Raw genomic sequence first — 21414 nt, 5'->3', positions numbered from 1 at the left:
TAATCCTATATTTTACGCTCCTGGAAATTCTGCTTTACGTTTTTCTAAAAATGCAGTGGTTCCTTCTTTAAAATCTTCGGTACCAAAACTTTTACCAAAACCTTCTATTTCTTTTTCAAATCCATTTACACCATCTTCGTAATTTGCGTTTACTGCCTCTATAGCTTGCGCAATCGCTACGGTAGAGTTTCTTAAAATTTTTCCTGCTAATTTTTCAGCTAAACTCATTAAGTCTTCTACTGTAGTAACGTGGTTAACTAAGTTGTACTGTAAAGCTTGGTTGGCATCTATCATACTGGCAGTCATAATCATTTCCATTGCTCTACCTTTACCCACTAATTGTGGTAAACGCTGTGTACCTCCGTAGCCAGGTATTACTCCTAACGATGTTTCTGGTAATCCTAGTTTTGCATTATCACTAGCAATTCTAAAGTGTGCTGCCATCGCTAACTCTAAGCCTCCGCCTAAAGCAAAACCATTTACTGCGGCTATTACCGGTTTTTTAAAATTTGCAATAAAATCGAACACTTCTTGATGTCCTCTTGCTGCTAAATCTTTACCTTCTTCTACCGAGTAATTGGCAAATTCAGAAATATCTGCTCCAGCTACAAATGCTTTTTCTCCGCTTCCTGTAATAATAATAACTTTTGTGTCTTCATCTTTTTCTAATTTCACAAAAGCTTGGTGTATTTCTTCTAAAGTTTCTCTATTTAGCGCATTTAACTTTTTTGGTCTGTTAATGGTTAATGTAGAAATAAAATTTTCTGTTTCTATTAAAATATTATTGTAACTCATAAGTTATTTTTTTGGAAATTTAACAATAAATGTAGTGCCTTCTCCCTCTGGAGATATAAAATTTATTTCGCCCTCGTAGGCTTCAATAATCGTTTTTATAATACCAAGCCCTAAGCCCATACCGCTTGATTTGGTAGTAAATTTAGGCTCAAATATTCTATCTTTATTTTCTTTGGAAATACCTTGACCGTTATCTTTTACTTGTAAAATAACATTAGAGTCATCTGTTTTTACAGCTACTTCTATTTTTGGATTCTCTACTTCTTCTGAAGCTTGAATAGCGTTTTTTACTAAATTTGTTACTACTCTTATAAGTTGTGTACGATCAAATTTTGCAAGAATTTCTTCTGCTTCGGCTTCAAAATAAATGTAACTTTCATTAAAAATATCTAGTGCTAATTTTACAATTTTTGTAACGTTTAACTCTTCATTTTGTTGGGCTGGCATTTTTGCAAAATTAGAAAATGCAGAAGCGATAGAACTCATGGTATCTATTTGCTGTATAAGTGTAGAGCTATATTCTTTAAGTTTTTCTTTACTATCTGGGTCTTGCGGATTAAACCTACGCTCAAAACTTTGAACACTTAACCGCATTGGGGTAAGCGGATTTTTAATTTCGTGTGCTACTTGTTTTGCCATTTCTCGCCAAGCTTGTTCTCGCTCACTTCTAGCTAATTTTACAGCACTTTCTTCTAACTCGTCAATCATAGAGTTATAAGCTTTTACTAGAGATCTAATTTCTTCTGAAGTGTCTTTAAGCTTTATACGTTTATTTTTACGGTCTAAACGAGTAGCTAATATTTTTTCACTTACCGTTTTTAAAGAAGAGGTAATATATTTTGAAAGAAAATAAGAAAGTAAAATAGCGGCAATAATCATTACAATGTACACCTGCCCTAAAATAGATAAAAAGCTTTTTAATTGCGTATCTACAAAGCCATCGTCTTCTATATGCGGAAGATTTAAAATAGCTAGAGGCTTAAAATACTGGTCTGTTATGTAACTGTACGACGATTGATAGTCTTGGTTGTTTTTATCTATGTGGTTTTGTACAAAACGATTACTTTGAGATTCTTTAAGGCCTATTAAAGCATCTTCTGGCATTCTTGTGCTTAAACTGTCTCTAAAAAAAGTAGCTTTAGAAGATTTTAGCAACTTACCGTTTAAATTGTAGATATTTATTTCTGTACCGTGAATGTTTTGTAACTCATATATTTTGTCTTTAAATATTAACGGAATATACTTAGTATCTACAGGGTAAGTGGTGTGTATAATTTCATAATTAATACTTGCTCTTATAGAAGCCTCTTTCCGTTTTAATTTATCTTCTTGATAAACTTTTGCCTCATTTTTATATTGAATTATGGTAACCCCAGCTATAAGAATAGATGCTCCTAATACTAAGAAAATCATGCTTAAAAAAATGCGAGTTCTTAAGGAGCGTTTAAAAAATTTCATATTTGATTTTTTATAATAATTCTACCCCAACAAAAACTGAACCTCTTTAAAAGCTAGTTTTGCTTTGAGTTACGTTCTCGGTATCTTTTATATATTTTAAAACCTAACATTAATAAAATAGCTAGAACAAAAATACCCACAACTCCAAAAATCCAATTAATAGAATTTTTTAAAATTACTAAAAATACTACGGAAAAAAGAATAAGAGTAGAGCCCTCATTCCATAAACGCATTTGACTAGAAGACCATTTTACCACATCTTGTTGTAGTTGTTTAAAAATATGATGCGTTTTAAAATGGTATGCAAATAGTAATACTACAAAGGTGAGCTTAATATGCATCCAACCTTGTTGCAACCAAATAGGCTGAATAATTAAAAGTAAAAAAGCAAAAATAGTAGCTAAAATTGCAGAAGGCCAAGTGATAATAAACCACAAACGTTTGGCCATTAATTTTAATTGTTTTCCTAAAATTTCTTTATCTGGTGAAGGTTTATAAAAAGCTTCAATTTGATAAACAAATAACCGCGGAATATAAAACAACCCAGCAAACCAGGTAATTACAAAAATAAGATGAAGCGATTTGATGTAGTTATAATATTCAGCCATAATAAAAGCTAAAGTAATTAATATTTTGCAGAAGTAGATTTCATTTCGCTGGGTTTTAAATGAAGCCTAATTTCTCTATTCAAGAAAAAACCTGTAACAATAGTTGAAATCACATCGGCTAACGGAAAAGATATCCAAACACCTAATATGCCGAAGTATTTAGGCAAAATTAAAATTAGAGGAATAAAAAAGAATCCTTGTCGTGTTAACGTAAGTAAAAATGCTGGCATAGCTTTACCTATTGCTTGAAAGTACGCCGAACCTATTAATTGTAACGCTATTATTGGTACGGCTGCAAAAACCCAACGCATAGCAATTGGAGTTTCTTTTAAAATACTTTTATCGTTTGTAAAAACAGATACTATTTCTTGCGGAAAAAACATAATCAAAGAAAATACCATTAAAGCCAAAATGCTGGCATACAAAATTGCTTTATTAATAGTTTCTCTTACCCTTTCTGGCTGCTTGGCTCCATAATTATAACCTGCAATTGGTAAAAACCCTTGTGTAACCCCCAATACAGGAAATAATGCAAAAACAAGCATTCTAGCAATAATAGCGTAAACCGTAACAGAGGTTTCTCCTCCTAGTTTATATAAAATATTGTTCATTAATAAATAGGTAACACTTACTACGGCTTGCCTCGCGAGAGTCACAAAACCTAGAGAAGCAATTTCTTTTAAAATATCTAGTTTTAGTTGAAAATGATGAAGTGCTATTTTTAATTCTGAATTATCGGAAAGAAAAAACCAAAAAATATATAAAAAGCATACAAAATAAGAACCTGTAGTAGCCCAAGCTGCCCCTGCCATTCCCCAATCAAATACATTGATAAAAAAATAATCTGCAATTAAATTACCTATAGAAGGAAAAATCATTGCTGCCATTGCAAATTTGGGTTTACCTTCTGCTCTTATAACATTGCTGCCCATCATATTTAATCCTAAAATGGGTACGCCATACAAAACAATACGGTAATAAATTTTTGCTGGTTCAAATATGTCTCCTTTTCCTCCAAAAGCAGGAATTAAATCATTTATAAACCATAAACCTGCAATTACAAAAGAAGTGGTTAGCAGAACAGTTAAACTAATTTGATTTCCAAAAGTTTTAAGAGCTTTCTTGTGGTTATTTGCACCTAGGGCTCTAGAGATGATAGAAGAACCTCCAATACCTATAGACATCCCTAAAGCGGCTATAAAAAATGAAATTGGCAAAACCACATTTATTGCAGCAATTGCAGTGGAGCCTATCCAGTTTCCTACAAAAATAGTGTCTACTAAAATGTTTAAAGACATTACCAGTATACCTATAGAGGCAGGAGCAGATTGTTGAATTAACAGTTTGCTTATTGGTTCTTTTCCTAAAGCTGCCGAGTCTACTTTTGGCATTAAGTATTTTGCGTTTTTGGTTGCATAGCCCACTCGTCTATCCAGCGACTAAGTGTTTTAATCCAATCTTCACGGTCGTTTAAACATGGTATTAAAGTAAATTCTTCTCCTCCGTTTTCTTCAAAAATTTCTTTACCTTCCATTCCTAATTCTTCTAATGTCTCTAAACAATCAGACACAAAAGCAGGAGATACAATAGCCATTTTTTTCATTCCGTTTAAACCAAATTTCTCTATAGTTCTATCGGTATAAGGTTGTAACCAAGGGTCAAAACCTAATCTAGATTGAAACGAGGTACTATAAGTGCCTTCTTTTAATTGAAGTGTTTTTGCTACTTGCTCTGTAGTTTCTAAACATTGATGGCGGTAACAAAATTGATGCGCCGGAGATGCGGTTTTGCAACATGTACCATCTATTTTACAATGAGACTTTGTAATATCGCTTTTCTTTATATGCCTTTCTGGAACTCCGTGATAACTAAATAATAAATGTTCATAATCTACTCCATCTAATTTCTCTCCAATACTTCTAGAAAGTACATTTACATAGTCTGGGTGATTATAAAATGGGGGCAGCGTAGTAAATTTCATTTGCGGGAAGAATTCTTGTCTTAATTCTTCTGCTAAAACCAAAATAGTTTCTGTAGTGGCCATTGCAAATTGCGGGTATAACGGCATTAGTAATACTTCATCTACCCCTTTATCTGCCAGTTCTTGCAAACCTTGTTTTATAGTTGGCTCTCCGTAACGCATAGCCAGCGCAATAGGTACACCTGTATAATTATCTACTTTTTCTTGTAAACGCTCCGAAAGAACAATTAATGGAGAACCCTCATCCCACCAAATACGTTGGTAAGCCTCTGCAGATTTTTTAGGTCTTGTATTTAAAACAATTCCTTTTACAATAAATGCTCTTAATAACCAAGGCACATCTATTACACGCTCGTCCATCAAAAACTCATCGAGATAATTTTTTACGTCTTTTGGACTGGTACTTTTAGGTGAACCCAAATTCACCATTAAAACTCCTTTACTCATATTCTTTTCTTTTTCGACTACAAAAATACAACTATATTTTAAGCCTAAAATGGAAGTACTATTATAGTTTTCTATATTTCTATTTACATTTTTCTAGTTAGATATTGGCAACGATAAAATATATTTTTTAGGTGTGGTGCCAAATTTCTTTTTAAACGCGGCTATAAAATGGCTAGCTGCACTATAACCTACTCTTTCTCCTACTTCATTTACATTATGTTGCCCTGTTTCTAATAATTTTCTAGCATAATCCATTTTATAATCAAATAAAAAACCAAAAACAGTTTCTCCATAAATTTCTTTAAAACCTTCTTTTAATTTTTTTAAACTTAAACCTATTTCATCTGCTAATTCTTGTAAAGATGGCGGCTCTGCCATACGGTTAATTACAATTTCTTTAGCTTTTTTTAGTTTTCTTACATTATCTTCATCTACTAAAAACGGACATTGTTCTATATCTGCTTCTTCTGGTCTATTAAAATACAAACCTATTAACTCGTATGCTTTTCCTTTTAGATAGATTTTTTTTACTGAAGGATGTAAGTTAAAATTTAAAATTTGGCTAAGTACTACCGCCATAGATGGACTTATGTTTAATTCTTGATAATACTTTTTGCCCATATTTTCTTTTGTAAGAAAGTGTATATAATCTGCTTCTTCAGAAAAAAGAGAGTGCAATTTTTTAATAGATACCAAAACACTTACCAACCAAGAATTTGCAGACACTTCTACATTTAATGGTAAATCTTTTATCGGGTTATATAACAGTAATGCTTTTTCATCTTCTAGATTTAAAGCATAGCTTCCTTGGTTAAAGTTAAATTTAACATGCCCTTTTAAACAAAAATGAAATTGAATAAAATCTCGGTGTGTTTCTTCTGTTAAAATCTCTACTTCTGAAGTGTTATTTTGATAGGTTAATATCTTAAAACTATCTTCTATCGTAACTTTTTTTAAAGCACCTTGAGCGGTATTTATTTTGTCAATATTCGTATTCATAATCTCAATAATTTATTTAGAATCGTTCTAAAATGGCGATTTAACAAGTTTAGAAAACCCTTTAAAAACAGGCTAATCCGTACAAAAATAGTGATTTACAATTAAAAATAACTTTTAACGACAATAAAAGTACTTTTCGCGATACTTTTAAGAGACATAAGCTATTAAATTTGTACCCGAATCACGGTTTTATATTTAATGTTAAACGGACATACACTTAAACATACAACATTTTACGCAATTGGTTTAAGCTATCAAAAAGCAGACGCTGAAATTAGAGGACACTTTAGTTTAGATGAAGAGCAGAAGAAAGCTTTAATACAAGATGCTAAAAAAGAAGGTATCACCGGAATTTTAATTACTTCTACTTGTAATAGAACCGAAATTTATGGTTTTGCACAGCACCCTTTTCAATTAATAAAACTACTTTGCCAACATACCCGAGGTACGGTAGAAGAGTTTGAAAAAGTTGCCTATGTATATAAATCTCAAGAAGCTATAGCACACATTTTTAAAGTAGGTACTGGTTTAGACAGTCAAATTTTAGGTGATTTTGAAATTATAAGTCAGTTAAAATATGCCTTTGCTCTTTCTAAAAATTTAGGGATGACTACTCCGCTTTTAGAGAGGTTACTAAACTCTGTAATACAAGCAAGCAAGCGCATTAAAAATGAAACAGAAATTTCTTCTGGAGCTACTTCTGTTTCTTTTGCTTCTGTACAATATATTTTAAATGAAGTAGAAAATGTTTCAGAAAAAAATATTTTACTCTTCGGAACTGGAAAAATAGGTAGAAACACTTGTGAAAACCTTATTAAGCATACCAAAAACGAGCATATTACGCTTATTAATCGTACCAAAGATAAAGCAGAAAAAGTAGCAGGTAAGTTTAATTTAATTGTAAAAGACCACGCAGAGCTTCAAGCAGAGATTAGAAATACAGATATTTTAATTGTAGCCACAGGAGCGCAAAACCCTACGGTTTCTAAAGAGTTATTATATTGTAAGAAAGAGCTATTAATTTTAGATCTTTCTATACCTAAAAATGTAGCGGCAGATGTGGCAGAATTAGAGAATGTAACTCTTGTACACCTAGATGATCTTTCTAAAATGACAGATCAAACTCTAGAAAACCGTAAAAAACACATTCCGCAGGCAGAAGAGATTATAGAAGAAGTAAAAGCAGATTTTAATGCTTGGTTAGAAACCAGAAAATTTGCTCCTACCATACAAGCACTAAAGCAAAAACTTGGCGAAATGAAAGATGCTGAGTTAGATTTTCAAAGTAAAAAAATAAATGATTTTAATAATGAACATGCAGAGATTGTAAGTAATCGCATTATTCAAAAAATCATGAATCAATTTGCAAGCCATCTAAAAAATGGCTCAAACTCTACCGATGAAAGCCTAGAACTTATTCAGAAGGTTTTTCAACTAGACGAAGTTTCTAAATAACATGAGCAAAACAATACGCATAGGAACCCGCGATAGTGAATTGGCATTATGGCAAGCTAATACCGTTAAATCTAAATTAGAAGCCTTAGGCTATAAAACAGAATTACTTCCTGTAAAATCTACGGGCGATTTAAATTTAGACCAACCATTATATGAAATGGGCATCACCGGTATTTTTACCAAAACACTAGATGTGGCAATGGTAAAAGACCAAATAGATATTGCTGTACACTCGATGAAAGATGTCCCTACCAAATTACCTAACGGAATTGTGCAGGGTGCCGTTTTACCTAGAGCTAATGTAAACGACATTCTTATTCATAAAGGTGTAGATTTTCTTTCTGCACAAGGAACCATTGCTACAGGAAGTTTACGTAGAAAAGCACAATGGTTAAACCGTTACCCAACTCATCAAGTTGAGAATTTACGCGGAAATGTAAATACTAGACTCCAAAAACTAGAAGATAATAATTGGAACGGAGCTATTTTTGCCGCTGCCGGTTTAGAGCGTATTAATTTAAAACCAGAAAATTTTCTTGATTTAAGTTGGATGATTCCTGCTCCCGCACAAGGCGCAATGCTAATTGTAGCTAAAGAACAAGATGAATTTTGTAGAGGTGCAGTAGCAAAACTTAACGATGAAAACACGGCTATTTGTGTAGAAATAGAACGAGAGTTCTTACAAGTGTTAGAAGGTGGTTGTACTGCTCCAATTGGCGCATTAGCTACTATAAATAAAGAAACGGTAGAATTTACAGGTGCTTTATTTAGCTTAGACGGAAAAATTAAATTAGAAGAAAAAACATCTTTCCCTTTAAATAATTACAAAAAACAAGGAGAAAAAGTAGCAAAATCTATACTTTCAAATGGCGGAAAAGAATTGATGGCTTCCATCAAAGCTAAATTGAATGGCTAATGCAAAAAAAGTTTACCCGATCTAATATTATTGTTTGGTTTTTAGACCTGTTTTTAATTGCTTTTTTAGTTTTTGATTTCGGTTTTCAAAACTTTAAAGACTTTCGGGTGTATAAACTTATTGCTCTTCCTGCATTATTGGTTTCTTTAATTGCCTTTAATCTATTTAAATACAAAAGTTTAAATAGTACCTTAAAAATAAGAAAAACAGCTAGAGTAAATTTAATACTACTTTCTCTACTTATTGTATTAGAGCTTTTCTCTATAATTACCAATTATCAAAATTCATTTTTAGATACTTTTTTTCAAGAAAGATTTATTATTGAGTATGGCTTACTTTTTTACTTCTTTACACGATTAACATTTTTAATGCGCCGTATTTATAGCATTTACTTTAATCCGGCCATTCTATTTGTGGGGAGTTTTGCCATTATTGCCCTAGGTGGTTCTTTTTTATTAATGCTTCCCGCCGCTACTACCAATGGCATCACTTTTATAGATGCTTTATTTACCTCTACAAGCGCAACTGCTGTAACCGGCTTAATTGTTTTAGACACCGCAAAAGATTTTACCCCATTTGGGCAAACTATAATTATGCTTCTTTTTCAAATAGGCGGATTAGGGATGTTAACTTTCACCTCTTTTTTTGCATATTTTTTTAAAAGCGGAGCTTCTTTTAAAGAAAGCTTATATATGAAAGATATTTTAGGGCAAGATAATTTAAGTAGCATTATGCGTGTTGCCATGAGCATCGTAGTTTTTACTTTGGTGTTAGAAGCTGTTGGTGCAATACTTATTTACTCTTCTTTAGAGGATATAAATAGTTTTAAAGACCGAGGATTTTTTGCTGTTTTTCACGCCATTTCTGCTTACTGTAATGCTGGTTTTTCTATCTCTTCAAACGGATTATATGAAGAAACTCTTCGTTACAATTACCCTATGCAATGGGTGGTTATGTTATTAATAATTTTAGGTGGTTTAGGGTACAATATCGCTTCTAACTTTATACAGTATTTACAACATTTTGTGTATAATTTATTTAATCGAAACAATAAAGTTTTTATATCTAGAGTAATTACACTTAACACTAAAATTGTAATTTACACAACTCTTATACTAATTATTGCAGGTACAGGTTTCTTCCTTTTTTCTGAACAAAACACATTTTTAAAAGAGCACACAAGCGTTTTTGGCAAATTTACCACTGCCATGTTCTCTTCTGTAACCTCTAGAACTGCCGGTTTTAATACGGTAGATATGCGTAATTTTACTATTCCTGGTATATTATTTATGATATTTTTAATGTGGATTGGTGCTTCTCCAGCCTCTACAGGAGGTGGTATAAAAACCACAACGTTTGCTATTGCTACGTTAAACATTTTTTCTATAGCAAAAGATAAATCTAATATAGAAATAGGTACAAGAAGAATTGCTAAAGAGTCTGTTTTAAGGGCTTTTGCTATAATTGCTATCTCATTAGCTTCTATAGGTGCCGGTGTATTATTATTGCTTATTTTTAATCCGCAGTTTACATTTTTAGAAATCTCTTTTGAAGTATTTTCTGCTTTTAGCACGGTAGGCCTTTCATTAGGAATTACTCCTGAGTTAAATGAAGCAGGAAAATACATCGTTATATTTTTAATGTTTTTTGGAAGAATAGGTCTAATCAATTTAATGATTGGTATCTTAAAAAACGTAAATACTAAAGAGTATACTTATCCAAAAGAAAATATTTTAATCAATTAAAATTTTGCAACTATGAAAATAGTAGTTATTGGTCTCGGAAATTTTGGAATGGCACTTGCGGTACATTTAGCAGGTTCTGGTAATGAAGTGATTGCGGCCGATAGAGATATTGAAAAAATTGAACTGATTAAAGATAAAGTATCTCATGCAGTTGCCATAGATGCTACTAATGAGAATGCATACCACTCTTTACCTTTAAAAAGTACAGACATTGCCATAGTAGCTATAGGAAGCGAAGAAGGCGCAGCCATGATGAGTACCGCTATAATTAAAAAAATAACAGATGCAAAAGTAGTTGCCAGATCTTCTTCTACCATACAAGATACCATTTTAGAGGCTATGGGTGTAGATCAAATTATACATCCAGAGCAAGAATTTGCAGAGAGACTTACCAAAAAAATAAACCTTAAAGGAAGTATTGATAATTTTGAAATAGATGATGAATATTTAGTTTCTGAAGTAGCTGTTTGTGATGAGTTAATTGGTAAAGATTTGATTAAATCTAATTTTAGAAGCAAATTCAACCTTAATATAATTACTATTTTACGCAAAAAAGAATACACCAACATTATTGGTAGAAAATCTAGCAAGAAAGAAGTTATAGGAATGCCAAAACCTGAAACTGTATTTCATAAAAATGATGTATTAGTCGTTTTTGGTAAAAAAAGCGATATTCAAAAATATCTAAAAGAAGATGCCAACAGTACTAACAACTAAACTTCTTACAAAAAGTCAAGAGTCGTTGTTATTTAACGCTAGTATTTCTTGGGTTAGTTATAGCGCTATTAAAACAGAAATTAAAGCGCAAGTACAGCTTCCTAAAAATATAAAATATGCTGTAATTACTAGTAAAAATGCGTGGAAAGCAGTAAAAAACAAAACTAAAATAGAACAAGCTTTTGTAGTAGGCAGCAAAACAGAAAAACTATTAAAAAAAGCAAATATCACTATAATTGAAAAAGCAAATAGTGCCAAAGAGTTAGCCAATCAAATTATAGCAAAACACTCAGAAAAATCTTTTACTTTTCTCTGCGGAAATAAAAGAAGAAACGAGTTACCAAAAGCATTAGAAAAACAACAAATTATATGTAATGAAATAGAGGTTTACGTTACATTATTAAAACCAAAAAAATTTCAACAAGAATTTGACGGGATTTTATTTTTTAGTCCAAGTGCCGTAAAAAGTTTTTTTCAATTAAACAAAAACAGAAATGAAATTGCTTTCTGCATTGGCAACACTACAGCAAACGAGGCTAAAAAACATATTAAAAAGATAAAAATTGCAAATAAACCCACTATAGAAAACGTAATTGTTCAGGTGGTTAAAGAATTAAAACATGATTAAAAACGATTTATTTTTAAAAGCTTTAAAAGGAGAAACGGTAGAGCGCCCACCAGTTTGGATGATGCGCCAAGCAGGTAGATATTTACCAGATTTTATGAAGTTAAAAGAAAAATATGACTTCTTTACCCGTTGCCAAACTCCAGAACTAGCTACAGAAATTACGGTAATGCCTATCAAACAAGTGGGTACAGATGCTGCAATTTTATTCAGTGATATTTTAGTTGTCCCACAAGCAATGGGAATAGAAATAGAAATGAAACCAGGAGTTGGCCCTTGGCTTCCTACTCCAATTAGAACTTCTGCACAAGTAGATAATATTGTAGTACCAAATGTGTATGAAGAATTAGGCTACGTGTATGAAGCTATTAAAATGACCAAGCAAGAACTAAATAATGAAGTACCATTAATTGGTTTTGCAGGCTCACCGTGGACAATTCTTTGCTACCTAATACAAGGTCAAGGTTCTAAAAACTTTGATAAAGCTAAAGAGTTTTGTTTTACAAATCCTGTTGCAGCACATATGTTATTGCAAAAAATAACAGATACTACTATTGCTTACTTAAAAGGTAAAGTAGAAGTTGGTGTAGATGCGGTACAATTATTTGATTCTTGGGGAGGTATGCTTTCTCCTGTAGATTACCAAGAATTTTCTTGGCAATATATGCAACAAATAATTGATGCGTTAAAAGAACAAATTCCTGTAATTGCTTTTGGTAAAGGTTGCTGGTTTGCATTAAAAGAAATGAGCCAATCTGGAGCATCTGCATTAGGTGTAGATTGGACGTGTTCTGCAGCAAACGCACGTTATTTAAGTGGAGGTAACATTACTTTACAAGGTAATTTTGACCCTTCTAGGTTGTTTTCTCCTCCAAAAGAAATTAAAAAAATGGTTCACCAAATGATCAATGAGTTTGGTAAAGATAAATACATCGTTAACTTAGGTCACGGTATTTTACCAAATATTCCAGTAGAAAATGCCAAAGCTTTTGTAGAAGCGGTAAAAGAATATCAACCAAGATAAATGGCAATCTGGGCTAAAATAAAACAACTAGAGCTTTCGCAACTTTTTGTATTAGCTAAAACCTTTTTATTTAAGCCCAGATTAATTTTACCTACTTACAAAGCAACCAAAAACACCGTTAAAATTTGCAATAATTTATTTGGCAAAGCGCATCATAAAGACAATAAAACAAATGCCTTTAGACATGCCCTTTGGAATTTTAAAATAGCAGAAGCATCACTTCCGCAGGTAAAACAAAGAGATAAAGCAATAGCTTGGGCAGAAGAAATTACTAACTTACACGAACGTTTATCTCCAAATCCTACATTGCCACAAACTATGGATTTGCATAATAATAAAATTGGCAGACAGCTTTTTCTACAAGAAATCTCTTCCGAAGAAATTATAAAAAAACTACAAGTAATGATGAAAAGTGCAAAACTTGTACAACAAGCACAAGAAATTTCTGCCTACCAGAACAATTTAGTCTTTATTAAAACCATGTAAAATATGTTAAGTAAAGGACTTAAAGACGAAAAGAAAGAAGAAGTAGACAAAGCTCTAAACTCTTTGCTCACTTGGGACTTTATTCCGCAGAATTGGGATGCTCAACAACGAGATCAAATCAGTAAAAAAATACAACAAATACTTGGTTTTAATTTGGATGAAATCATTTCTACTGAAACCAATATTTTTATAAATACACTCCAGCAAAAGAATTTTGATTTTGAAATGTATGAGAAATTAGCAGACCTTCTTCAGCAAATAATTACTTTAGAAGCGCCAGAAAATCAAACTTTTTTAGCTGAAAAAATTATACTTATTTATAAAACCGCACAAGAAGAAAGTAAAACCTTCTCTTTTAATTTAGTTCAAAAAATAAGCGAAACCACAAAATACCTTCATCAAAAATGAAAGATCAATTTTATTCATACATAGAAAACCTTCAAGACCGTATTACCCAAAAACTAGAAGAGATTGACGGCAAAGCAAAATTTCATGAAGATATCTGGAACAGAGAAGAAGGCGGTGGCGGAAGAACTCGCGTTATCGAAAATGGTAATGTTTTTGAAAAAGGCGGCGTTAATATATCTGCAGTACACGGCCCGTTGGCTCCAGCAATGCAAAAATACTTTAACGTAGGAGATGTTAACTTTTTTGCTTGTGGTTTAAGTCTTGTTATTCACCCTAAAAACCCTATGGTTCCTACCGTACATGCTAATTGGCGTTATTTTGAAATGTATGATAAAGAAAACAATATTATTGACCAATGGTTTGGAGGCGGCCAAGATTTAACTCCGTATTATTTATTTGAAGAAGATGCTGTACATTTTCACCAGACTTCTAAAAATGCTTGCGACAAACACAATTCTAATTTTTATACAGATTATAAAAAGAAATGTGACGAATATTTTTGGAACGCTCATCGTAATGAAGCTCGTGGTATTGGTGGTTTATTTTTTGATCATTTAAAAGCTTCTGAAGAAAGAAGTATGCAAGATTGGTATAATTTTGTAACCGAAGTAGGTAATAGTTTTTTAACTGCCTACATTCCTATTGTTGAAAAAAGAAAAGACTTACCTTTTACCAAAGAAAATAGAGATTGGCAAGAAGTACGAAGAGGACGTTATGTAGAATTTAATTTGGTACACGATAAAGGCACTTTATTTGGACTAAAAACTAACGGAAGAATAGAAAGCATATTAATGAGTTTGCCACCTCACGTGCAATGGGTTTACAATCAAACTCCAGAAAAAGGCAGTGAAGAAGAAAAACTAATTAACGTATTAGAAAATCCTAAAGATTGGGTTTAATGTAAGTTCTAAGTTTTCTGTAAACAGTTCACTGTATGGTAGATTATAAAAATTATAAAGTATGGCAAAAAGCACATTCACTTGTTTTAAAATTTATACAACTACTAACTCGTATCCTGATTCAGAAAAATATATTGAAGAAACAGAAGCTGATATTTTATTGCCTGAAATAGTAGAAATAAAGAAAATGTGAGCTTCATTAATTAGAAAAATAAAAACAACATTATGACAAGTTTTGAGTCTCACTGTACACTTAAAACTATCTACTGTTAATTAAAAAAAATATTATGTTCCCACTACAAAGAAATAGAAGATTAAGAACCAACGAGTCTATTAGAAGCTTAGTTAGAGAAACAAGCATAAGTCCGCAAGATTTTATGTGCCCTATGTTTATTGCTGAAGGAAAAAATGTAAAAAAAGAAGTTCCTTCTATGCCAGGAGTTTACCGTCAATCTTTAGATGGTACGGTAAAAGAAGTAAAAGAACTGTGGGATTTGGGTATAAAAGCGGTAAACCTATATACCAAAGTAAGTGAAAATTTAAAAGACAATACTGGTAAAGAAGCTTGGAACAAAGACGGCCTAATGCAACAAACCATTAGAGCAATTAAAGATGCCGTACCAGAAATGATTGTGATGCCAGACGTAGCACTAGACCCTTATTCTATTTATGGGCACGATGGTATTATTGAAAACGGGCAAATTGTAAACGATGCTACTAACGATGCACTCACAAGAATGAGCATAAGCCACGCAGAAGCAGGAGCAGATTTTGTTGCACCTAGCGATATGATGGATGGTCGTATTTTGGCCATTAGAAACGGATTAGAAGAAAGCGGTTTTCATAATGTAGGTATTATGAGCTATAGCGCTAAATACGCCTCTGCTTTTTACGGTCCTTTTCGTGATGCATTAGACTCTGCACCAAAAGATAGCAAAGTAAAAGTGCCAAAAAACAAAAAGACATACCAAATGGATTATGCCAACCGTACAGAAGCCATTAAAGAAGCAATACACGATGTAGAAGAAGGTGCAGACATTGTAATGGTAAAACCTGGTTTGTGCTATTTAGACATTGTTAGAGAAGTTAAAAATGCCGTAAATGTACCTGTTGCTGTTTATCAGGTTTCTGGAGAGTATGCTATGATTAAAGCTGCTTCAGAAAAAGGATGGATAGATCACGACGCTGTCATCTTAGAACAATTAACTGCCATTAAAAGAGCTGGTGCTAGCTTAATATCTACCTATTTTGCCAAATATGCAGCTAAACTTATTTCATAAATAAAATGGCATACAATTAGATAAGTACTTTCTAACTAAAAAAAGAAGTTGAAACAAATAATTAAATATAAGTTATTACTCCTATTAAGTTGTTTTGTATGGTTACCAAGTTTGGCTACCATACAAAACCGTGTAGGTACAGATAATTTAATTGACACTTCTAAAAGCAACTACAAATTATCTAGTGCTCATTTTCAGCAAAATCTTTTTGTTGAAGATGTAAGTCACTTTAATTTTAGCTCACAAAATCTACCTGATTATGAGCATGATGACCTTTTAGGTTATCCTCTTTTTTATACTTACGAAGTAGCAAATATTTCTCTATTTAAGTTTTCTAAAAAGTCAACTCATACAGAAGATAGAAGAAAGCGTATACTTCAATTTATCTATCCTTTTCATTTCTTTTTCTGAAGAATATATCCATCTCAGTGTATCAGTACCCAACCGGTTACTGATGGTTTTAAATTATTTTTTATTAAAAAAGCATAAATAAGCCTTTACTATATTTTATGCTATAACTTATATATCATGGATACATCTTCAATATTAATAGGAATATTTTTCTTATTACTTTTTATGGTTCCCTTAGTTATGGTGAGCCTAAAACAATTCAATTATCAGAAAAAATACCAACAAAAACTTAAAAAATTTGGTCAAGATAACAATTTAAACTTCAATTTATTAGAAGTAAATTATTGGTCGTTTTTGGGTTTAGATGAAAATGAAAAAAAACTCGTAATAGGTAATATTAACGAACCAGAAAATCTAGAAGTTATAGATATTTCTCAAATGAGTCACGCACAATTAGTCTCTCCTGCAACTAATGTTGCAGATATAAAAGAAATTAAAATTAAACTTTCTGGCGCTTTTGGAGTCAAACAAATAGACTTTTATAAAGAAGACGAAGATATTTCTGCAGATGCTGCAATCTATTTAAACACTGCAAAAAAATGGTTAGGCTATATAGAGAAAGCTTAACGAAGAGAGACTCCTCGAGTACCCCACACGAGGAGTCCTTTCTTTTCAAAATTTAATTACTTTTTAAGACGTTGGCTTTTGATTAATTTTTAAATTGTAGAATTAATCACATTGCTAAATGACTCTTTTACTAGTTTACGCCATACTTTCTATTTTCATTTCTTTTTTATGCTCTATTTTAGAAGCCGCTCTTCTTAGTGTTACCCCTACATACATAAGAATAAAAATTAAAGAAGGTAAATCTTTTGCCAAACAACTAGCTGCCTTTAAAAAAAATGTAGACCAACCGCTCATTGCTATTTTAACGCTAAATACAATTGCGCATACGGTAGGCGCAATTTTGGTAGGTGTACAAGCAGAAAAAACGTTTGGTAGCGGAAATAATTCTGTAGGTATCGTCTCTGCAATAATGACAGCTTTAATTTTAATAGTATCAGAAATTATTCCTAAAACAATTGGAGCAAATTACTGGAAATCTCTAGGAAACTTTACAGCAAAGGCATTGACATTAATATTATTTCCTTTAAAATATACAGGAGTTTTATGGATTTTAATGTTATTTACTCGCCTTATAGGTAAATCTGCTCACGCCAACCAAATGAGTAAAGAAGAATTTATGGCACTTACAGATGCTGCCCAAAAAGAAGGGGTTTTTAAAGAAAGTGAATCTACGTTTATTAAAAACTTATTGGTGTTTAAATCCATTCTAGCAAAAGATGTCATGACGCCTTTTTCTGTTGCGGTAACAGAAGATGAGTCTACCAGCATACAAACGTTTCATGAAACACATAAAAATTTAAAATTTTCACGTATTCCTATTTATAAAGACAAGTCTAGTAACATTACCGGTTTTGTTTTAAAAGATAATATTCTTGAAGAAATTATTAATAAAAAAGGAAATGAGCCTTTAGCAAGTTTAAAAAGAGAAGTTTTAATTACCCAGTCTCACACTCCCATACCTCATCTATTTGATTTTTTTATTGAAAAAAGAGCGCACTTAGCTATGGTAACAGATGAGTTTGGTAACACGGTTGGTTTAATTACTATGGAAGATATTATTGAAACTTTATTAGGCCTAGAAATTATGGATGAAAGTGATAGCATTCAAGATATGCAACACTTAGCTAGAAAAAACTGGGAGCGTCGCGCCAAACGTTTGGGTATTATCTCTCACCCACAAAATGAAGACGAAGAAGGCAATAATTAAAAATGGAGAGAGTAATTATAAAAACACCGCTAGGTAATACTTTAATTGAAGGCGACCATTTGGGAGTTAGCAGTATTTCTACAAAAAATATTTCTGAAGAAATTAGCACTAAAATTCCAAATGTATTGGCAGAAGCTGTAAAACAATTACAAGAATATTTTGATGGTAGCAGAAAAAAATTCACCTTCCCTATTCATTTAAAAGGAACAGAATTTCAGAAAAAAGTATGGAAATCACTTTTAGAAATTCCGTTTGGTAAAACTACTTCTTACTTAGAGCAATCTAAAAAAATTGGTAACACCAAAGCAATTAGAGCAATTGCAAGTGCCAATGGTAAAAATCCGCTATCTATTGTGGTACCTTGCCACCGAGTAATTGGCAGTGATGGTTCTCTTACAGGTTTTGCTAGTGGTTTATGGAGAAAAAAGTGGCTGTTAGAACACGAAAGTCCGTCGCCACAACAAAAATTGTTTTAACGCTGCCCAATTTAATTCTGTATAAAAAACATTTATATGAAAATTATTAAAAAACTCGTACTAGCTATAGTAGCTATTCTTGTACTAGCCATAGCGCTGTTATTTATTTTTGATAAAGGCTATATTTTAAAAGGGATTAGTTTTACCTATTTACAAGGCCACAAAACTGCGTATATAGATGATTACCCTAATTTTGATAATAGAACAATAAAAGCAGGTACTGCACAACCCTGGGCTCTACACAAAAATTATAACTCGGTTTCTGCTACCAAAGCTCTTCAACAAACCAATAAAGACTTAGGGACAGTTGCCTTTCTTATAATTAAAAATGATAGTATTTGGTATGAAAATTATGCAGACGGGTATTCTGCAGATTCTAAAACTAATTCTTTTTCTATGGCAAAAAGTATTACCTCTGCTCTCTTAGGAAAAGCCATAAATGATGGGTATATTAAAGGGTTAAACCAACCTGTTTCTAATTTTTTTCCGCAGTTTGATAAAAAGCTAACCATTGGCGAATTATCTTCTATGTCTAGCGGCCTTAATTGGAAAGAAGATTATTACAATCCTTTTGGAATGACTGCTCAAGCTTATTTAGATGAAGATATTAGATCGTTAATATTAAACTTAAAAGTAACTGAACAACCAGGAAAATCTTTTAAATATTTAAGTGGTAATACAGAGTTGTTAGGCCTAGTAATAGAAAAAGCTACCAAAAAAAATCTATCTCAATATTTATCAGAAAGTTTTTGGCAACCAATGGGAATGCACCAAGAAGCACTTTGGCAATTAGATAGTGAACAAAGTGGTATGGAAAAAGCTTATTGCTGTATTGCTAGTAATGCAAGAGATTTTGCAAAATTTGGTAAGCTCTATAGCCAATATGGTAAATGGAACGGACAACAGTTAGTAGATTCTAGTTTTGTAGCAACTTCTACAAAGCCTAAGTTTAAAGAAACTCCTTTTTACGGTTATGGCTTTTGGCTAAGCAATTTTATGGATAAAGAAATTTTTACAATGCGCGGTATTTTAGGGCAATATGTAATTAGCATACCAGAAGACAATTTAATTATTGTAAGATTAGGCCACCAAAGAGGAGAAAGAGTAAAAGGAGAAAATTACAATGAAGATTTTTTTACTTATATTAGGGAGAGTTACCATATGCTAAACCAAGATTAATGAGTTATTTTAAAGAATTACCCTCTAAAATGAAAGTTGCTTTCATGAGGTTCCCTATTACTTTACTATGGGTAATTTTAGGAAGCTTTTTTACAATTTATATTATAAACGATGGGTACAATTGGTTTGATAACTATTTTTCTGAATTAACCGTGCTAAGTATAGGCGTAAGTTGGCTAATAGGAGCTCGATTTTTAAAAGAAAATCTACAGAATAAAATAATCGGTTGGCTTATTAAAAGTCTTATTTTAATTGGCTTATTTATATTTTATATCACTTTACCTAATAATGATGATGCCAATAGCATTTCCTATACAAGGTCTTTCATATTATTACTCGCTGGACATATTTTTGTTTTTTTTGCGCCTTTTGCTACCCGTTGGAATAAAATAGATTATTGGAATTATCTAAAACTTATTATTACCGCAATTGGTAGAAGTGCTCTATTTTCTATAATTATGTATGCAGGCTTATCTCTTGCTCTTTTAGCTATAGAAAACTTATTTTCAATTAATTTCTCTTCTAAAATTTATGGAGATCTATTTATTATATGTCTAGGTATTGTAAACACCTTTATTTACCTATCAGATTTTCCAAAGCAAATTCACCATACGCAAGAGATACACTACTCAAAAGCTTTAGATGTACTTCTTAAATACATTTTAATTCCTATTTTGCTTTTGTATTTAGTAATAGTTTACGCGTATTCTATAAAAATTATAATAACTTGGGAGTTACCGCAAGGTTGGGTGTCTTATCTAATCACCATACTTTCTATAGTTGGTTTTATAATTCATTTAATTATAGAACCTATAAGAGAAAAACACCCTAATCTTATCATCCGTAAGTTTTACCCTGTCTTTTATTTTTTACTTTTCCCATTATTTATATTACTCTTCATAGCCATATATACAAGAGTAAATGATTATGGTTTTACAGAAAATAGATATTTTTTATCTGTACTTACAGCTTGGATAATTGGTATAACTTTATATGTGCTTTTGAGTAAAAAGAAAGTGTTGTCTATTTTACCAATAAGCTTGTTTCTACTTTGTTTAATAAGTATTTATGGACCTTGGAGTGCTCATCAAGTATCTATTAAATCTCAAGTAAATAGACTTTCAGAATTAATTTTGAAAACAGATAAGGGAGAGCATATTTTATCTGAAGAAGAAGTAAATCAATTTAAAAGTTCTACTAGGTTTTTAAAAGAAAAAGATAAACTGTATCTTTTAGAAAATAATCTTGGTTTTTCTACATCCTACATAGAAAATACTTATTCAGCTGGCAGTAAATTGTTAGATTCAATTTATGGTAACAAAGCATATAAATTACCCAATACGAATGATTATCTTAGTTTCTATTATAACGATTTTACCTATAACGAGGAGCTTAATGTACAAGGCTATGATAAATTAGTAATAGTTAATACTTCAAACACTCGTGATGAAAAATATTTTTTAGACATTAAAGAAGATTTTATTATTTTAAATTATTCTGATAGTGAATTGTTTAGATATAATATTATTGAAGACATTAAAGCTAAATTAAAAGTACACTCTAACTTAAATGAAGCTTCTAAAGAAAGTTTTGAATATGAAATTACTAACGATATTGGTAAATTTAAATTCATTATTAAATCTATAAACGGTAGTAGAAAAAATAATAAAGCGTTAGAAATTTATAATTTAAAAGCCTACGTTTTCATCAGTTACAAAAAATTTTAAAATG

At 31.7% G+C, this 21414-nt stretch carries 23 protein-coding genes; 17 read left to right on the top strand and 6 right to left on the bottom strand.

What is annotated here, in order from left to right; all coding sequences use genetic code 11:
- Nucleotides 1–12: 12 nt before the first annotated feature.
- The 6 genes from BUC03_RS08580 to BUC03_RS08555 all read right to left on the bottom strand — a co-directional run bounded on the left by BUC03_RS08580 (nt 13) and on the right by BUC03_RS08555 (nt 6288).
- The gene (locus BUC03_RS08580; RefSeq protein WP_073150425.1) at nt 13–795 is read right to left on the bottom strand and encodes an enoyl-CoA hydratase/isomerase family protein; all 783 of its coding nucleotides are present in this window, start codon (nt 793–795) and stop codon (nt 13–15) included.
- A gap of 3 nt (nt 796–798) precedes the next feature.
- Nucleotides 799–2253 (bottom strand): sensor histidine kinase, encoded by a 1455-nt coding sequence (locus BUC03_RS08575; RefSeq protein WP_073150422.1) that lies wholly within the window; start codon nt 2251–2253, stop codon nt 799–801.
- Nucleotides 2254–2306: 53 nt separating this feature from the next.
- Nucleotides 2307–2861 (bottom strand): CopD family protein, encoded by a 555-nt coding sequence (locus BUC03_RS08570; protein WP_073150419.1) that lies wholly within the window; start codon nt 2859–2861, stop codon nt 2307–2309.
- Between the two features lie 17 nt (nt 2862–2878).
- Complete coding sequence (locus BUC03_RS08565) at nt 2879–4252, bottom strand: MATE family efflux transporter (protein ID WP_073151017.1); 1374 nt, start codon at nt 4250–4252, stop codon at nt 2879–2881.
- Nucleotides 4252–5289 carry a ferrochelatase gene (gene hemH / locus BUC03_RS08560; protein ID WP_073150417.1) on the bottom strand — a complete coding sequence of 346 codons (1038 nt, stop codon included), beginning with the start codon at nt 5287–5289 and terminating at the stop codon, nt 4252–4254. The genes BUC03_RS08565 and hemH overlap by 1 nt, the downstream gene beginning before the upstream one ends.
- A 93-nt stretch (nt 5290–5382) precedes the next feature.
- Nucleotides 5383–6288 (bottom strand): AraC family transcriptional regulator, encoded by a 906-nt coding sequence (locus BUC03_RS08555; protein ID WP_073150414.1) that lies wholly within the window; start codon nt 6286–6288, stop codon nt 5383–5385.
- A 198-nt stretch (nt 6289–6486) separates the two neighbouring features.
- Here BUC03_RS08555 and hemA point away from each other — a divergent pair, with 198 nt between their 5' ends.
- The 17 genes from hemA to BUC03_RS08475 all read left to right on the top strand — a co-directional run bounded on the left by hemA (nt 6487) and on the right by BUC03_RS08475 (nt 21410).
- Nucleotides 6487–7743, top strand: coding sequence for a glutamyl-tRNA reductase (hemA, locus tag BUC03_RS08550; RefSeq protein ID WP_073150411.1), 1257 nt, complete (start codon nt 6487–6489; stop codon nt 7741–7743).
- A gap of 1 nt (nt 7744) precedes the next feature.
- Nucleotides 7745–8659, top strand: a complete 915-nt coding sequence (gene hemC, locus BUC03_RS08545) for a hydroxymethylbilane synthase (RefSeq protein ID WP_073150408.1) — start codon at nt 7745–7747, stop codon at nt 8657–8659.
- Nucleotides 8659–10404, top strand: coding sequence for a TrkH family potassium uptake protein (locus BUC03_RS08540; RefSeq protein WP_073150406.1), 1746 nt, complete (start codon nt 8659–8661; stop codon nt 10402–10404). The genes hemC and BUC03_RS08540 overlap by 1 nt, the downstream gene beginning before the upstream one ends.
- Nucleotides 10405–10416: 12 nt before the next feature.
- The gene (locus BUC03_RS08535) at nt 10417–11121 is read left to right on the top strand and encodes a potassium channel family protein (protein WP_073150403.1); all 705 of its coding nucleotides are present in this window, start codon (nt 10417–10419) and stop codon (nt 11119–11121) included.
- Nucleotides 11099–11749: a uroporphyrinogen-III synthase gene (locus BUC03_RS08530; protein WP_073150400.1), complete on the top strand. Its 651-nt coding sequence runs from the start codon at nt 11099–11101 to the stop codon at nt 11747–11749. The genes BUC03_RS08535 and BUC03_RS08530 overlap by 23 nt, the downstream gene beginning before the upstream one ends.
- Complete coding sequence (hemE, locus tag BUC03_RS08525) at nt 11742–12770, top strand: uroporphyrinogen decarboxylase (RefSeq protein ID WP_073150397.1); 1029 nt, start codon at nt 11742–11744, stop codon at nt 12768–12770. The genes BUC03_RS08530 and hemE overlap by 8 nt, the downstream gene beginning before the upstream one ends.
- A complete protein-coding gene (locus tag BUC03_RS08520) occupies nt 12771–13256 on the top strand; it encodes a DUF6973 domain-containing protein (RefSeq protein WP_073150395.1) in 486 nt (161 codons plus the stop codon).
- A gap of 3 nt (nt 13257–13259) precedes the next feature.
- The gene (locus BUC03_RS08515; RefSeq protein ID WP_073150392.1) at nt 13260–13664 is read left to right on the top strand and encodes a hypothetical protein; all 405 of its coding nucleotides are present in this window, start codon (nt 13260–13262) and stop codon (nt 13662–13664) included.
- Nucleotides 13661–14563 carry an oxygen-dependent coproporphyrinogen oxidase gene (gene hemF / locus BUC03_RS08510; protein ID WP_073150389.1) on the top strand — a complete coding sequence of 301 codons (903 nt, stop codon included), beginning with the start codon at nt 13661–13663 and terminating at the stop codon, nt 14561–14563. The genes BUC03_RS08515 and hemF overlap by 4 nt, the downstream gene beginning before the upstream one ends.
- Before the next feature lie 61 nt (nt 14564–14624).
- Nucleotides 14625–14756 (top strand): hypothetical protein, encoded by a 132-nt coding sequence (locus tag BUC03_RS15420; RefSeq protein WP_262493972.1) that lies wholly within the window; start codon nt 14625–14627, stop codon nt 14754–14756.
- Between the two features lie 94 nt (nt 14757–14850).
- Nucleotides 14851–15843 carry a porphobilinogen synthase gene (gene hemB, locus BUC03_RS08505; protein WP_073150387.1) on the top strand — a complete coding sequence of 331 codons (993 nt, stop codon included), beginning with the start codon at nt 14851–14853 and terminating at the stop codon, nt 15841–15843.
- A 48-nt stretch (nt 15844–15891) separates the two neighbouring features.
- Nucleotides 15892–16254 carry a hypothetical protein gene (locus BUC03_RS08500; RefSeq protein ID WP_143159164.1) on the top strand — a complete coding sequence of 121 codons (363 nt, stop codon included), beginning with the start codon at nt 15892–15894 and terminating at the stop codon, nt 16252–16254.
- A 117-nt stretch (nt 16255–16371) separates the two neighbouring features.
- On the top strand, nt 16372–16821 hold the full coding sequence (locus BUC03_RS08495) for a hypothetical protein (protein ID WP_073150382.1): 450 nt from the start codon (nt 16372–16374) through the stop codon (nt 16819–16821).
- A 118-nt stretch (nt 16822–16939) separates the two neighbouring features.
- Nucleotides 16940–18028, top strand: coding sequence for a CNNM domain-containing protein (locus BUC03_RS08490; protein ID WP_073150379.1), 1089 nt, complete (start codon nt 16940–16942; stop codon nt 18026–18028).
- A gap of 2 nt (nt 18029–18030) precedes the next feature.
- Nucleotides 18031–18504 carry a methylated-DNA--[protein]-cysteine S-methyltransferase gene (locus BUC03_RS08485; protein ID WP_073150376.1) on the top strand — a complete coding sequence of 158 codons (474 nt, stop codon included), beginning with the start codon at nt 18031–18033 and terminating at the stop codon, nt 18502–18504.
- A gap of 36 nt (nt 18505–18540) precedes the next feature.
- Nucleotides 18541–19683 (top strand): serine hydrolase domain-containing protein, encoded by a 1143-nt coding sequence (locus tag BUC03_RS08480; protein ID WP_073150373.1) that lies wholly within the window; start codon nt 18541–18543, stop codon nt 19681–19683.
- Nucleotides 19683–21410 (top strand): DUF4153 domain-containing protein, encoded by a 1728-nt coding sequence (locus BUC03_RS08475; protein ID WP_073150371.1) that lies wholly within the window; start codon nt 19683–19685, stop codon nt 21408–21410. The genes BUC03_RS08480 and BUC03_RS08475 overlap by 1 nt, the downstream gene beginning before the upstream one ends.
- Nucleotides 21411–21414 lie beyond the last annotated feature (4 nt).

The organism is Mesonia phycicola, assembly GCF_900141885.1.
GTDB classification, from domain to species: Bacteria; Bacteroidota; Bacteroidia; order Flavobacteriales; family Flavobacteriaceae; genus Mesonia; species Mesonia phycicola.
Note: the sequence above shows the minus strand (reverse complement) of the source record. Positions and strands in the feature narration are given on the sequence as shown.